Consider the following 14560-nt stretch of genomic DNA (forward strand, 5'->3'; position numbering starts at 1 on the left):
TGCACCACCTGTCGACCTGACACGCCCGGATGCTGGCATTATAACGTCCTGATAAAAGGAGGAGGATTGATCAATTATCGCTTTCTCAAGCGGCCTGCATTAACCAACCAGGCACCGTATGTCGACCGCTCTCCTCCCGAAGCGCGCACCCAGCGCCGGCGGCTTCGTGCCTGCCATGAGTGCGACTGGGTCTGTGCGCTACCGCCCCTGAGCCCAGGCGAAAAGGCCGCCTGCCCGCGCTGCGAATGTACGCTCGTACGGCGTCACCACTACCCCGCTCAGCGCAGCATGGCGCTGGCCATTGCGGCTTTTATCGCGCTGTTGGCCGCCGTGTCCTTTCCCTTTATCAGTTTTAGCGTCAGTGGCGTCAGCAACCGCATCGGGCTTGCACAGACCGCCACGGCGATGATCAGCTTCCATCAGCCGATTGTCGCCATCGTTGTCATCATGACGATTGTGGTATTGCCGGCCTGCTATCTGCTTGCCGTGATGTGGCTGCAAACGGGCCTCATGCGTCACCGCCCCTTGCCGTTTAGCCGCGATATTGCACGCACCCTGGCGCACCTTACGCCGTGGATGATGGCCGACGTGTTTATTATTGGTGCGCTGGTCAGCCTGATTAAAATCGCCGGCCTTGCCGAGATTTCACTCGGCCTGTCGTTCTGGGCATTTTGCGTTTTCGCGTTTTTGCTGCTGCTGACCAGCCAGTCTCTGGATGCCGACTGGATGTGGTTTTCACTCGACGGAGAGCCGCTGGCCCCTGAAGGCACGCAAGCCGCGGCGACTGCGGCCGAACAACAACTCACCGGCTGCCCTACCTGCGGACTGGTCAACCGCTTGCAGAATAATGGCCAGAAAACACGCTGCCGACGCTGTCATGAGCGCTTGCACGCACGCCACCCGCATAGCCTTCAACGTACCTGGGCATTTTTAGTGGCTGCCGCCATCCTGTATATTCCGGCCAACCTGTATCCGATAATGAATGTGACAAGCTTGGGGGAAACCTCTTCTTCTACCATTATCGGCGGTGTGATAGAGCTTTATCAGACAGGTTCATGGCCTATTGCCCTCGTTATTTTCGTTGCCAGCGTCATGGTGCCGGTAGGCAAACTGTTTGCCCTTTCCTGGCTTTGCCTTGTCGTCAAACGCAGCCACGCACTCAACGCCCATAGCCGCACCGTGCTTTATCGCATCACCGAGTTTATTGGCCGCTGGTCGATGGTCGATGTATTTGTCGTGGCGATACTCGTTGCGTTGATTCGCGCCGGCACGCTGATGTCGATCACTCCCGGCCCCGCGGAACTTGCCTTCGGCGCCGTCGTTGTGCTCACTATGCTGGCAGCCATGTCTTTTGATCCGCGCCTGATATGGGATCAGACTCGGTCCCACGCCGCGCCCCCACACACAGCCTCCCAGGGAATTGTTGATGGCTAACGATACACCGCATAACTCACACTCAGAGGAAGAGCCTTCACACTCTCCCAGGCTGGACCGCGCCAAAGCCTCGACACAGGCCAGGCTGTCGCCCATCTGGATTATTCCGCTGATCGCCATTGCTATCGGCATGTGGCTGATATACGACAACTATACCAGTCGCGGCACCCTGGTCAGGTTGACCATGGACAACGCTGAAGGGATCGAAGCCGGCAAAACCCTGATTCGCACGCGCAACGTGGAAGTCGGGCAGGTACAAAGCGTGCAGCTGTCCGATGACCTGTCCAATGCCGTCATCAGAGCACGTATTCACCCCGAGGCAGAGGCTATGCTCACCGAAGACAGTCGCTTCTGGGTGGTCAAACCCCGCATTGGTCGCGAAGGTATCAGCGGGCTTAACACCGTGCTTTCCGGCGCCTATATACAGCTGGAACCCGGCAGCTCGGAAGAGTTTAAGCGCGAATTCAAGGTGAGCGATGTGCCCCCGATCGCACCCGCAGGCGTGGCCGGGCTGCAGCTGACCATTGTCAGCCAGCTGGGCAACTCGTTAAAAGTGGGCGACCCGGTGTCTTATCAAGGCTATACCGTGGGGCGCGTAGAAGAGGTCAATTTTGATCCTGACGAACGCCAGGTATCGCACCATATTTTTATCGAAAAGCCGTACGCCAGCCTGGTCACCGATAACACCCGCTTCTGGAATACCAGCGGCATTGATTTCCGTCTGGATGCCGACGGCATACGGGTCAACCTGGAATCACTTGAGGCCCTGCTGGGCGGCGGCGTGACGTTCGGCGTGCCCGCCGATTTACCCATGGGTCAGCAGGTCGAATCGAGTACCCGCTTCAGCCTTTACGACGGCGAAGACAGCGCGCGCCAAGGCACTTTTGATCGCTATATCGAATACGTTCTGCTGGTGGACGATACGGTACGCGGCCTGAAGCAAGGCGCGCCGGTGGAGTTCCGCGGCGTGCGCGTGGGTACCGTCGCTTCTGTTCCCTGGAAATTCACCGCCCCGCAGCCAGACTCGCGTTCAAGCTTTGCCATTCCCGTGCTGGTGCGCATTGAGCCTCAGCGGCTGGGCGTGGCGGATGCGCATATCGACCTCGATGAATGGCAGACACGCTTTGAGCGCCTGTTTGGGATCGGCCTTCGCGCAACGCTCAAAAACGGCAACCTGCTGACCGGCGCGCTGTTTGTCGACCTGAATTTCCAGGGTGAATCCAGCGATAGCTATACCGCTGAAACGTTCGCCGACGTTAGCGTGTTCCCCACCACGACCGGCGGATTCGCGCAGATTCAGGGGCAGATCACCGCCCTGCTGGACAAGCTCAACGGGCTTGAAGTGGATCCGCTGTTAACTGGCCTGGACCGCAACATGCAGGCAGCCGAGGCCACGCTCAAGGAAGTTCAGAGCGTCTCCGAATCGCTTAATCGTCTGCTTGACGATCCCGAGACCCAGGAAGTGGGGGGTAATTTGAATGCTACGCTCAAAGAACTGCGCACCACCCTTGAGGGGCTGTCGCCCAGCTCGCCGGCGTATCAGGATGTGCTGTCTACCATGGACCGCATCGAGCGTTTGCTGCGCGATCTGCAACCGCTGACCAAAACTCTGAACGAGAACCCGCGGGCACTGTTGTTTGATAATCTGGACACCACGGACCCCGTGCCGCGCGCACCGGCAGCGCCCTGATGTCGCGCCCGGAAAACGCCAACAGGCAAGAGCCACATAAAAAGGAAATGCCATGTCCGTCTTTCAGCGTTCACTGCTTATCATCGCCGCGCTGATGCTGCTTAGCCTCGGGCTAAGCGGCTGCGCCGGCACGGTAACACCGTCCACGCGCTACCTGCTGCCAAGCACCGCGCCAGCCACGCCCGACGCGCCAGATGCCACGCTTGAAATCGCCCGGCTACGGCTGGCGCATTATCTGGATGTCGACGGCATCGTCATGCAGCTGGATGATATCGAACTGCGTGAGGCGAACGAGCACCAGTGGGCAGAAGGTTTGGATCAGCAGCTGGCACGCGGCCTGCAAGCGAACCTTTCTCGCGAGCTGCCGGGCTGGCGCGTGATGCAGGGCCAATCCGGTGATGACAGCGCGCTATCGCTGCACATCAGTATTGATCAGTTCCAGGGGCGCTACGACGGCTATGCCCTGACCAGCGGACAATGGCAGCTGCGTGACGATCAAAACCGCCTGATACACATGGCCAGTTTCCACACTCAAACCGCGCTGGAAAGTGACGGCTATCCGGCGCTGGTACGCGCGCTTGGCCAAAGCTTTGAAAAGGCAAGTAAAGACATTGCCGCCGCGATCCAACGCGCCGTGTTATGATACGCCACCGCGTAAATAACGCGACGCTTTAACATTCCCCTGCGCCTGGCGGCTACCGCCCGGCGTTTTTATCACACGGCAATTTTCAAGTCGCCGTGCGGAGACACTATGGATTTTTCTGATCTTGGCTTATCGGCCGAACTGCTTGATGCCATCAATGCCGAAGGCTACAGCACACCTACCCCTATTCAGGCGCAGGCAATTCCTGCCGTGCTTGAAGGCCATGATTTGCTGGCCAGCGCCCAGACCGGCACCGGCAAGACGGCGGGCTTTGGCCTGCCCCTGTTACAGCGCCTGAGCCAGGGTAAACGCGCCTCCAGCCGCCAGGTTCGCGCGCTGGTGCTCGCGCCCACACGCGAGCTGGCCGCTCAGGTTGGCAAAAGCATCGCCACGTACGGCGCCAAGCTGCCGCTGCGCACGCATATCATTTTTGGCGGCGTGGGTCAGAACCCTCAGGTAGAAGCACTCAAGCGCGGCGTCGATGTCTTGATTGCCACGCCCGGCCGCCTGCTGGATTTGCAGCAGCAAGGCCATGTCGATCTTTCCCGCCTGGAAGTGCTGGTGCTTGACGAAGCCGACCGCATGCTCGACATGGGGTTTATCCACGATATCAAGCGGCTTTTGCGCCTGATGCCGGCCAAACGCCAGAACCTGCTGTTTTCAGCCACGTTCTCCAACGAGATTCAGGCGCTCGCCAAGCAGCTGCTGCATGATCCCAAGATGATCGAAGTGGCACAGCGTAACGCGACGGCCGACAAAGTCGAACAGACCGTTTATCAGGTTGACCGCGAGAAAAAGCGCGACCTGCTGGCGCACCTGATTGAAACGCAAAAATGGTATCAGGTACTGGTCTTCAGCCGCACCAAGCACGGCGCCAACCGCCTCGCTGAACAGCTTTCCAAGCGCTCCATTCCGGCCATGGCCATACACGGCAATAAAAGCCAGGGAGCGCGGACTCGGGCACTCGGAGCGTTTAAAAGCGGTGAACTGCAAGTGCTGGTCGCCACCGACATTGCCGCACGCGGCATCGATATCCACCAGCTGCCCTATGTGGTCAACTTCGATTTGCCCAACGTCGCTGAGGACTATGTTCACCGCATCGGCCGTACCGGTCGCGCCGGCAGCCAGGGCGAGGCGATTTCGCTGGTTTGCATTGACGAAGCTCAGCTGCTGAAAAACATTGAGCGTCTGATCAAGTCTTCGCTTGAACGCCGCATCGAGCCAGGCTTTGAGCCCGATCCCAACGCCGTCGCCCAGCCGATCGAAAACGGCCGCCGCTCTGGTCCGCCGCGCAATGCCAATCGCGCCGCAAAGCCCGGCCGCACGCGTAAACCGCGCACCCGCAATCGTTCGTCATCAGAGCGTAGCTAACGTCCGCCCGAACTATGCACATGTTGAGCCCTTAGCGATGTTAAACCCGCTAACAGGCAGGACCACCCTAAACATTGACTCACCGTGGAGTGACTATGGCGTCGTCTGAACTGATTGCCGATTACCGCCGCTGGCTCACGTTTCAACATCAGGAACAGCTGAGCCGCGAACATTCGGGCATTGTCCAACGTCTGGAAGATGCCCACGCCTCTTCCCGACAAGTGATGCAGGCCTATCGCAGCATGGCGGAAAAGGCCGCTGCGGAAGGCGCCTGCTACCGCACGCTGTTTTTACGCACCCGCGAGAACAACGAAGCGCTGGTGTGTGAAGGCTGGCTGTTTATCCGCCGCTTACTCAGTGAAGGCGAGCAGGCGCGAGTTCGCGCTACCCTGCTGGAAACTTTTACCCTGGAAGACGGCATTATCGCCCCCGGCGACAAGCCTGCCCGCAAGGTCACCCTCGAGATATTTGACCGCGTGCACATGGATAAAGGCATGCGCACCAGCGTTCAGGTTGACTGCGTGGATACCGAGCACGACTACCACTTCATCACGCTGCTTGATGCCGTTCGCGGTGATTTGCGCCCCCACCTGAAATAAGCCTGCTCATGTCATCGCGCCGTGCCGTTACCTTCTTGCTCTTGATGTTTATTGTCGGGCTCAATCTGCGCCCGGCGTTGTCATCTGTCGCGCCGTTGCTGACACGGCTACAGGAAGTGGCCGGGCTAAGCGCCTCCCAGGCAGGCATTCTGACCACGCTGCCCGTGCTGTTTCTGGGGCTTTGTGCACCGCTGGCGCCCGCCCTTGCCAATCGTCTGGGAAGCGAGCGTGCGCTTAGCGCGGCGCTGCTCATTCTGGCAGCAGGGCTGGTGCTACGTGGCCTGCCACTGCCCGGCGCGCTGTACATCGGCTCGATACTGGCCGGTGGCGCCATCGGGCTGGGTGGCACGCTGCTGCCGGCACTGGTCAAGCGCGAGCTGCCCGGCAGCGCTGATATCGTCACGGGCCTTTACACCATGGCGCTGTGTCTTGGCGGCGCGTTAGGCGTGGGGCTTAGCGTGCCGCTGGCCACATGGCTTGGCAGCTGGCAGGCAAGCCTGATGAGCTGGGCGCTATTGGCACTTCTGGCGCTGGCCTTCTGGGAAATAAGCCTGCCCAAGCAGCCAGCTCGATCGGTTTCCTCGCCTGAAACCAGCGGCATTATCCGGCTGCTTCGCCAACCGCTGACCTGGCAGGTCATGGTATTCATGGGGCTGCAATCGTCCATGGCCTACGTGGTATTTGGCTGGCTGCCAACGCTGCTGGTCGACCGCGGCTATAATGAAGCCTCGGCCGGCTGGACCATGTCCATTTCCATCATGTGTCAGCTGGGATCGGCGCTTGCCGCGCCCTGGATCGCACGGCTGGGGCGCGATCAGCGTCCGGCACTGGTGCTGATGCAGCTGCTTTCCGCCTCGGGGTTAGCGCTTTTGCTCATCGCCCCGCTCTACTGGAAATGGCCGGGCGCAGTGCTGCTGGGTCTGGGCCAGGGTGGCAGCTTTAGTCTGGCGCTTAGCCTATTGGTGTTGCGCACGTCCTCGTCGCGCCTTGCCGGGCAGCTTTCCGGCCTGGTGCAGGGCGGTGGCTATACGCTGGCCTCCATGGGGCCTTTTGTTGTAGGGCTCAGGCTGCAGGCCGGCGCCAGTACCGCGCAAATTGCCTGGCTGCTGATTACCATACTTGGCGTCTGCTGCGGCTTTGCCCTGTTCGCCGGGCGTAACCACCGCCTGGATGAGCAGGAGGGTCAGCTCATCGTCAGGCGCTATTAACGCGTCAAACGCTATTCATCCGCTGTTATCAAGGAGCCGTGTGTGAACCTGTCATCGACGACCGCGTTACCCGTTTTGGTCATCTATACCGGTGGCACCATCGGTATGCGGTCAGGCCCGAACGGGTTGACGCCGGGCGGCGACTTTGCCGCCCGCATGCATCGCGCCCTTGAGACACTGCCCGCAGAGAAGCGCCAGACGCTTCCCCGCGTGGAGGTCATCAGCTATTCCCCCCTGATCGACTCAAGTTCCACCACGCCGCTCGACTGGCAAACGCTTGCCGACGATATTCGCACGCGCCACGCCGATTACGCCGGCGTGGTGGTCGTGCACGGTACCGATACGCTCAGCTGGACGGCGGCCAGCCTGGCGTTCCAGCTGAGCGACATTACGCGGCCGGTCGTCGTCACCGGCGCCATGCACCCGCTTGAAGCACCGGACAGCGATGCGCGAGATAACCTTTACGGTGCCCTGCGCTTTGCCATGGCGCCGGCGCTTGACGGCGTCGCCGTCTACTTTGCCGGCCATCTGCTGCGCGGCGTCCGCGCTACCAAGCAACACGCCAGCGCCAACGCTGCCTTTATCAGCCCCAACGCCCCGCCGCTGGGCGAGTGTCTGAATGAACCACTGGTCTACGCGGATGAACGGCCCACGCAGGTCAACGATGCAGCGTTAGCGGCTGACAGCCCGCGCGCTGATTACCGTCGGGTGGCTCAGGGAGAAGTGGTGCGCATCGCGTTCTGGCCAGGCATGGCGGCCTGGCAGCTTGACGCCTGGCTAGGTGATAACAGGGTCAAGGGCGCGCTTTTACAGCTGTGGGGAGCGGGTAATATGGCTGACGATCCGGCCCTGATCGAGGTGCTCAAACGAGCCAACGACCAGGGCAAGCTGATTGCCGCGGTCAGCCAGTGCCCGCGCGGCAGCGTTGACATGGGCGCCTATGCCGCCGGCGGCGACCTCGCTAAAGCGGGCGTACTCTCGGGCGCCGACATGACGCCGGAAGCGGCCTATACCAAGCTTGTCCACCTGCTGGCACTGCCGCTTGAGCATGCCGCGCGTCGCCGTGCCTTTATGGCCACATGGGTCAGCGAACGCAGCGACGGCTAGCCGCGTTCGTCGTTCAACCGGGCTTCCACCCGCTCAAGAATCTGCCGGCTGACCTTGCTCACCAGCGGTGTTGCCGCCCGGTTGACCGCCTTTTCCATCAGCCGATTGCCGATCTCATAGCTCAGGGTCAGCATGACCCGTGTGCCCTCGGGAACACGCTCGAGCTGATAACGTCCCTGGTTTTTCACCCCGCTAAGCGATGCCCAGGCAAGCGTTGTCGGCGCGCTTTCCTCCACCACTTCCACGTCAAACGTCCAGTCCATCTTGAGTGCGTGGACATGCCAGCGGTAGCGGTCATCGCCCAGGGGTTCAATCCGTTCGATCAGGTCGGAATAGTCGGCAAAATCTTCAACCCGACGCAGCAGTGCAAAAACGCGCTGGGGTTCAGCGCTGACAATTTCGCTATGTTCAATGGTGGCCATAGTGACTTCCTGCCGACATACGTTAAAAACGTGACGCAACAACCGGCCATTCAAGGCACGGAACACAGCATAAGCGTAACACGCCGGCGCTCAACAACGGTTCGTCTTTGCACAAGCTTGCCGCTTGCGTAAACTGCCGGCATTCCGGACCGGATCCCGGAGCTGGCCGTCTGCCGGCCAGAAAACTCTCCGCACGAGGACTCAGCATGCCCACACCGTCTACCGCTAACGCCACCGTAGTAATCTACTCCGGCGGCATGGATTCTTTTACCGTTTTGCACCGCGCGCTGCGTGAAGGCCGTAACGTCCATGCGCTGTCGTTTGACTACGGCCAGCGCCACGTGCGCGAGCTGGATACCGCTCAGCGCGTCTGCCACGCGCTGGACGTACCCCATCAGGTGGTCGATATTCGCGCCATTCACGGGCTGATCGATAGCTCGGCACTGACCGACGCCGCCCAGGCCATGCCCCACGGCGACTACGCCAGCGACAACCTGGCCTCAACCGCGGTGCCCAACCGCAACATGATTCTGCTCTCGCTGGCCATTGCCAAGGCGGTCAACATCGGCGCCGACCGCGTGGACTACGGCGCCCACGGCGGCGATCACGTGCTCTACCCCGACTGCCGCCCCGCGTTTGTTGACGCCATGCGCCATGCCGCTGGCCTTGCCAATCTGGAGCCGGTCGAAATACACGTGCCCTACCTGCACGCCACCAAGGCCGATATTCTGCGCGACGGACTGGCCATGGGGCTGGACTACGCCGATACCTGGACGTGCTATGAAGGCGGTGAACAGGCCTGCGGCCAATGCGCCAGCTGCCGCGAACGGCTTGAGGCATTTGCCGACAACGGCATGACCGACCCGCTCGACTATTCACCCCGACACGCAGAGACAGCGCATGCCAACACGCCTTAGCGACGCGGGCAAGGTATTCCACACCGAGCCGGCCGCTCCCGCGGGGTGCCGCGCCGGCTGCGGCGCCTGCTGCATCGCGCCGTCGATCACCTCGCCAATTCCCGGGATGCCCAACGGCAAGCCCGCCGGTGAGCGCTGCGCACAGCTGGATGCGGATAATCTCTGCCGCCTGTTTGGCGACCCTCGCCGTCCCGCCGTCTGCGGCCAGTTTGACTACGACGCGGACATTTGCGGCGAGCAGCGCCAGCAGGCGCTGGATACCCTGACCGAGCTGGAAACGCTCACCCGCTGACGTTCCAGCCTCCACGTATTTCCTATCTCATTTCCCCGGCTCAGCTTTCCGGCTGCAGGGCGGCCAGCCGGCGATCGCCCAGGCTCATCCAGCGCAGCCATACCGGCGCATCGCTATGCTGCACATCGCCCAGCAGACGCCGGAACTCGGCCAACGCCGCGCCGTCATCCGGAGCGATGCGTGTCAGCCAGAGTTCGAGTGCCGCCAGCTCCTGGTGGCGATTTCCCTGCTTGCGCGCCTGGGTGATCGCCAGGCTGGCGAGCGCCTTGATCGCGTCAGGCGCCCGCCCCTTGCGTTCGCGCACGTAGGCCAGCTGCAGGGCCAACTCGGGCAGAAACAGCGTGTTGCGCTCAAGCGCAATGTCCAGACACTGGTCCAGATAACCCTCCACCGTATCGAGCTTATCCAGCGCCAAACAGGCGTCGGTGTACCAGAGCACCGGCCGCAGATAGCGCTCAAACCCGGTCAGTTCGGCCATTTCTTCCAGGCACTGCTCAAGCTCGCCAAGCCCTCGGGCATCGCCGCCCAGCGATTTTTGCCAGCCCAGCACGCCCTGCGCCGAAAGCTGCCACAACGCCATGTCCGGCGTGTTCGATATGGCCGCCGCTTTTTCTGCGTGGCGCCGGGCCATGTGCACGTGCCCCAGCTGGCGATACAGCGCGGCACCCACCAGAAAGGCCATCGCCAGCGTGCCGGGATGGTTGATCTGTTCAGCCAGGCGTATTGCCCCGGCAATCTGGCGCTCGGCGCGAGAATAATCACCGCGCAGGCACAGTGCCCAGCCGTGAATACAGGCCGCGGTCACCTGAGGATGATCTGAAAACGGCAGCCATTCGATCATCATCGGCGTATTCAGCGGATCAAGCGCTTCAAGCTGCCGATGGGCTTTCTCGACATGGCCCGACCAGTACTCGCAGTGGGCCCGGGCGTAGTCGGCCAGCCGGCGATAGCACGGGTCTTCAAGCTTTGCCGCCAGCTCGGCAAGGATCACGGTCAGCGCAAAGGCCTCCGCATGGTCATAGCGCTGGCTATGCGCGACCCAAAGCCCCCACTTGACCAGAAAAACCGCTGCCGGATCAACCGGATCAGCGCTCCCTTCCTGCGCCTCGCGCAGTAGCGTACGCGCGCGTTCAAAGCTCTCGAGCGCCGTGTGCGAACCGTGGCCTTCAAGCGCGAATGCCGCCTGACCGCGCACCGTCAGCAGGCTGATGGAACGCTCCGGTTCGTGCCCGACGCGCTCAAGGCTTTCAAGCCCTGAATCCGCCATACGCAGCGCCGTGCGGTTGGCGCTGACTTTCAGCGCTTCCCGGGCGGCGAGTTCAAAGTAACGGGCGCTGCGAGCATCGTGGCCGCTGCGGCTCAGGTGTACGGCAAAATCGCCCGGATGACGGCTGATCCACACCGGAAAACGTTCTTCGATCAGCGTGACGACCTGCTGATGAAGCCGCGTGCGCACATCGCGCGGGCACGATAGATAAGCGGCCTCCTGCAGCAGCCGATGGCTGAACTGGTACTCCTTCACGGTGCTCTGCCTGTCACCTGCCGGCTCGATGATTTCCAGTCTGTGCATCTGCTCAACGGCCCGGCTCAGCGCTGCCGGCTCAAGCTCGCTGCACGCCGCCAGAAAATCCAGACGAAAGCGCCGCCCCAGCATCGCGGCCACGTGCGCCACGTCGCGATCACCGCCCAGCTGGTCAATCCGGCTGGCCAGCAGGCCGAAAATACCGTTGGGCAGCGCATCCAGCTGTACCGTGCGGCCTTCGCGCCGGTCGATATCCAGTCGCCGGCAGATTTCCTGCAAATACAGCGGCACGCCGTCGCAGCGCTCCACTACCTGATGACGCAAGCGTGGGCTCAGGTGCAGGCGATAACGCCTTGAAAGAAGAGATAAAAGCCGCGACGACTGCAGCGCGTCCAGCGGGCCAAGAGACACTTGCTGGTCCCAGTGCAGCCTGATCGGCAGCGATTCGCGCCCGTGGTGGCTTGCCACCAGCATAAAGGCAGTGTTGATCGGCAGGCGTGCCTGCAGGCCGGCAAGCACCTTGAACGAGGGTTCATCGACCCACTGCAAGTCGTCGATCATCAATACCAGCGTGTGCTCATTGGCGATATGCTCGACCAGCCGATGCACCAGTGCCACCACCAGCTCGGTAGCTTCGCCGCTTTGGGTCAACCGCGCGGCGTCCTGCACCTCGCGCGCACCGAGCGCTTCTTCCAGACGCTGCTGACGGGCGGTGTCCAGCACCGGCATAGCCAGCCGGCGCTGTAGCGTACGCAAATGCGTCGCATCGGGGCGCGCCTCGCAGTACCAGGCGATCAAATTACGCGCGATGCCGTAAGGTTCAAGCACCGAAAGACGCGTCGTGGGCTGCCAGCAAATTGCCACGCCGCGGCTCAATTCAAGTTGACGAAAGCTCACCATCAGCGCCGACTTGCCCATCCCCGACGCACCGCTCACCATCACGCTCTGGCGCAGCCCGATACCCGCACGCGCCAGCGCATCGCACAGCTTGCGCAGCGCGGTTTCGCGCCCCACAAGGCTCGGCGGTGTGGCATCTCGCCCGCCTTCATTCTGCCCCAGCGCCAGCGCCCGCAGGCGTACACGGCCATCACTGGCCACCAGCCGTGAGGCCAGCCGCGGCTGCAGGTCAAGTGCCGGCGGCATGTGCTGGCTGGCCTCTTGGGAAATCACCAGCTCACTGCCTTCGGCGGCGCTCATCAGCTCAAGCGACATTTGCGTCACCTGCCCCAGCGGATCCGCCAGCTGGCGCTCGGGCAAATACACCGCGCGGCCGCTGTGCAGGCCGGCGGCAAGCGTAAAATGCGGCGGTTCGCCGGCGCCGCCCCAATGGCGCTCGGCCTCTTGGGGCAGCGCATGGCGGCAGTGTTCGTAAAGGGCGACCAGTTCGGCCAGCTGATGCGCAGGCCCATGAGTGCCAAAGCAGGCCAGCCCCAGGCCGCCGGTGGCGCCGGGCAGCCAAAAGCCACCCAGGTGATGGCACTGCTGCTCTAGCCAGCGCAGCAGTTCCAACTGCAGCGTCAGGCAGCGCTGCACCGCACCGCGATCCTGCCATTCGCCTTCGAGCGTCAAACGGATGGCCATGACCGAGAGCTGACGCAGCTCGATTTCATCTTCCCGCAGAGGCGCGCTGCCGGCGGCAAGGGCGCGCGAGTAGGCTCCCTTGGGCGTCATCGCGCGCGGGTCGGCTTCGCCGTCGGACCAGTAACTGGCCAGCTGTAAAAACTCGGGTTCGGGCTGCTGCCCGGATAGCGGCAGCAGCTGCAAGTAGGCGTTATAGCGCTCGTGAGCCGCCGCCATCTGCCCCTGTTCGGCCAGCTGCTTTACCAGCCGCTGGTGAAACGGCCCATAGCCGGAAAACCGGCTGACGAGTTGTTCCAGCACGCCGTCCGACACTTTTTCGGCCGCGTCCAGCACCTGCTCGGCAAAGCGCACAACCCGCTGGCGCCACTCGTTGCGTACCTGCACCAGCCAGCGTTGAAACGCCGCACAGTTGACCAGCTGCAGCTCTTCCACCAGCTCGCCCCGGTAGCACGCCAGTACCGCATCAAGATTGACCAGATCCTGCGGACCGTCGAGCAGCGACTCCAGCCGATGCACATCCATCTGCCAACCCTGGGGCAACGTCACGCCAATGGTCTGGCGCGACACGCTGAGCACGTCATCCGCGCGCTCCCCCAACGCATGGCGCAGGCAGTGCAACGCATGGCGCAGGTTGGTGCGCCCCGAGGATACGCCCTGATCCGGCCACAACAGCTCAGCCAGCGCCGCCCGGCTAACCGGCTGGCGGTGCAATAGCAAATAGACCAGCAGCGCCTTGACCTTATCGTAGCTGAACTGGGTCAACGCTCCCTGGTCAAGGGTGAGCGAAAAATGTCCTAAAAGGACAAGCTGGTCAGACTCACAAGCATCGCGCATGGGGATAATCCTGCCTGGACAATTGGCGGGCTAGGCGGGCACGCCGCTATGGAAACGAAAATCCGTATCGACAGAGCGTATCAACTCTGCCTCACGAGCGACGAAAAACGCGATGCGCTCAGCCAGCGGCTCGGCCGTCTGCTTTTCTGCCAACAGCAGATAGTCTTCAAAGTGACGGCCTTCCGACTTCACCAGCGTGCGATAAAACCGCGCCAGCTCTGCGTCAAGATAGGGAATCAGCCGGGCAAAACGTTCGCAGCTGCGCGCCTCGATCAGCGCGCCGACGATCAGTACGTCGATCAACCGCTCCGGGTCGTTGGACCGCACGTGACGACGCAGCTCCCCGGCGTAGCGCGAGGCGCTGAGATGGCGGTAGGTCACGCCGCGTTTTTCCATCAGCGTGACCACCTGCTCGAAGTGCAGCAGTTCTTCGCGCGCCAGCTGAGACATCTTGCTCAACAACAGCGGCTGATCAACGTAGCGGTAAAGCAGGTTCATGGCCGTAGAGGCCGCTTTTTTCTCGCACTGGGCATGGTCGATCAGCAGCGTTTCCGGGTGCTCCAGCGCCCAGCCAAGCCAGGCCTGGGGCGTTTCGCAGGCGAGAAAATCCAGCAGGCTGTCAGGCAGCAGGTCAGCGGCGGTAATGTCGTGCCCGGCAGGTGTCGGTACGCAGCCAGGCGTAGCCGGTGCGGTTGTTACAGATTGTGTCATATACGGTTACCAGAGGCGAAAAGCCGTCGTGCATCAATGCCCGGCGTTGGGGGCAGACGCCGACGTTGGGTGTTAGACGCTAGCGTTGCAAACCATGGCGTTAGACTATGGTAACGCGACATTTAGGGAATCACACCCGCCGCCGCCTGCCGGTCAGCGGTAGTCCAGCGCCAAAAACGGCACGCAAAACGCGACTCGGGTGATATTTTACACCACGCCCTGCCCCCAA

General features: G+C 62.0%; 12 protein-coding genes. 9 read left to right on the forward strand and 3 right to left on the reverse strand.

Annotated features, from left to right (window positions below):
* Positions 1-66 precede the first annotated feature (66 nt).
* From B5495_RS02200 to B5495_RS02230, 7 genes are all read left to right on the forward strand, one after another.
* The gene (locus B5495_RS02200) at positions 67-1434 is read left to right on the forward strand and encodes a paraquat-inducible protein A (protein WP_079550945.1); all 1368 of its coding nucleotides are present in this window, start codon (positions 67-69) and stop codon (positions 1432-1434) included.
* A complete protein-coding gene (pqiB, locus tag B5495_RS02205) occupies positions 1427-3124 on the forward strand; it encodes an intermembrane transport protein PqiB (RefSeq protein WP_079550947.1) in 1698 nt (565 codons plus the stop codon). Before B5495_RS02200 ends, pqiB begins: the two co-directional genes overlap by 8 nt.
* A 52-nt stretch (positions 3125-3176) precedes the next feature.
* A complete protein-coding gene (locus B5495_RS02210) occupies positions 3177-3767 on the forward strand; it encodes a PqiC family protein (protein WP_079550949.1) in 591 nt (196 codons plus the stop codon).
* Positions 3768-3875: 108 nt separating this feature from the next.
* Complete coding sequence (locus B5495_RS02215) at positions 3876-5138, forward strand: DEAD/DEAH box helicase (protein WP_079550951.1); 1263 nt, start codon at positions 3876-3878, stop codon at positions 5136-5138.
* Positions 5139-5233: 95 nt separating this feature from the next.
* Positions 5234-5737 carry a hypothetical protein gene (locus tag B5495_RS02220; protein WP_079550952.1) on the forward strand — a complete coding sequence of 168 codons (504 nt, stop codon included), beginning with the start codon at positions 5234-5236 and terminating at the stop codon, positions 5735-5737.
* An 8-nt stretch (positions 5738-5745) separates the two neighbouring features.
* Positions 5746-6945, forward strand: a complete 1200-nt coding sequence (locus B5495_RS02225; protein WP_079550954.1) for an MFS transporter — start codon at positions 5746-5748, stop codon at positions 6943-6945.
* Positions 6946-7050: 105 nt separating this feature from the next.
* A complete protein-coding gene (locus tag B5495_RS02230) occupies positions 7051-8052 on the forward strand; it encodes an asparaginase (RefSeq protein ID WP_079554855.1) in 1002 nt (333 codons plus the stop codon).
* Here the strand turns inward: B5495_RS02230 and B5495_RS02235 are convergent.
* Positions 8049-8474, reverse strand: coding sequence for an SRPBCC family protein (locus tag B5495_RS02235; RefSeq protein ID WP_079550956.1), 426 nt, complete (start codon positions 8472-8474; stop codon positions 8049-8051). The genes B5495_RS02230 and B5495_RS02235 overlap by 4 nt on opposite strands.
* Positions 8475-8680: 206 nt before the next feature.
* On the opposite strand from B5495_RS02235, the gene queC reads away from it, so the two are divergent.
* Positions 8681-9391, forward strand: a complete 711-nt coding sequence (gene queC / locus B5495_RS02240; protein WP_079550957.1) for a 7-cyano-7-deazaguanine synthase QueC — start codon at positions 8681-8683, stop codon at positions 9389-9391.
* Entirely contained in the window at positions 9375-9683 is a 309-nt protein-coding gene (locus tag B5495_RS02245; RefSeq protein ID WP_079550959.1) for a YkgJ family cysteine cluster protein, read from the forward strand. The genes queC and B5495_RS02245 overlap by 17 nt, the downstream gene beginning before the upstream one ends.
* A gap of 40 nt (positions 9684-9723) precedes the next feature.
* Here B5495_RS02245 and B5495_RS02250 read toward each other — a convergent pair whose 3' ends face one another.
* Together B5495_RS02250 and B5495_RS02255 are read right to left on the reverse strand one after the other, a co-directional pair.
* Positions 9724-13620, reverse strand: coding sequence for an ATP-binding protein (locus B5495_RS02250; RefSeq protein WP_079550961.1), 3897 nt, complete (start codon positions 13618-13620; stop codon positions 9724-9726).
* Between the two features lie 30 nt (positions 13621-13650).
* A complete protein-coding gene (locus B5495_RS02255) occupies positions 13651-14331 on the reverse strand; it encodes a MiaE family protein (protein ID WP_079550963.1) in 681 nt (226 codons plus the stop codon).
* Positions 14332-14560 lie beyond the last annotated feature (229 nt).

The organism is Vreelandella subglaciescola, from assembly GCF_900142895.1.
Classification (GTDB): Bacteria; Pseudomonadota; Gammaproteobacteria; order Pseudomonadales; family Halomonadaceae; genus Vreelandella; species Vreelandella subglaciescola.

Coding starts and splice junctions, on each gene's coding strand:
- pqiB (WP_079550947.1), top strand. CDS start 1,427: ATGGCTAACGATACACCGCATAACTCACACTCAGAGGAAGAGCCTTCA.
- B5495_RS02210 (WP_079550949.1), top strand. CDS start 3,177: ATGTCCGTCTTTCAGCGTTCACTGCTTATCATCGCCGCGCTGATGCTG.
- B5495_RS02215 (WP_079550951.1), top strand. CDS start 3,876: ATGGATTTTTCTGATCTTGGCTTATCGGCCGAACTGCTTGATGCCATC.
- B5495_RS02220 (WP_079550952.1), top strand. CDS start 5,234: ATGGCGTCGTCTGAACTGATTGCCGATTACCGCCGCTGGCTCACGTTT.
- B5495_RS02225 (WP_079550954.1), top strand. CDS start 5,746: ATGTCATCGCGCCGTGCCGTTACCTTCTTGCTCTTGATGTTTATTGTC.
- B5495_RS02230 (WP_079554855.1), top strand. CDS start 7,051: ATGCGGTCAGGCCCGAACGGGTTGACGCCGGGCGGCGACTTTGCCGCC.
- B5495_RS02235 (WP_079550956.1), bottom strand. CDS start 8,474: ATGGCCACCATTGAACATAGCGAAATTGTCAGCGCTGAACCCCAGCGC.
- queC (WP_079550957.1), top strand. CDS start 8,681: ATGCCCACACCGTCTACCGCTAACGCCACCGTAGTAATCTACTCCGGC.
- B5495_RS02245 (WP_079550959.1), top strand. CDS start 9,375: ATGCCAACACGCCTTAGCGACGCGGGCAAGGTATTCCACACCGAGCCG.
- B5495_RS02250 (WP_079550961.1), bottom strand. CDS start 13,620: ATGCGCGATGCTTGTGAGTCTGACCAGCTTGTCCTTTTAGGACATTTT.
- B5495_RS02255 (WP_079550963.1), bottom strand. CDS start 14,331: ATGACACAATCTGTAACAACCGCACCGGCTACGCCTGGCTGCGTACCG.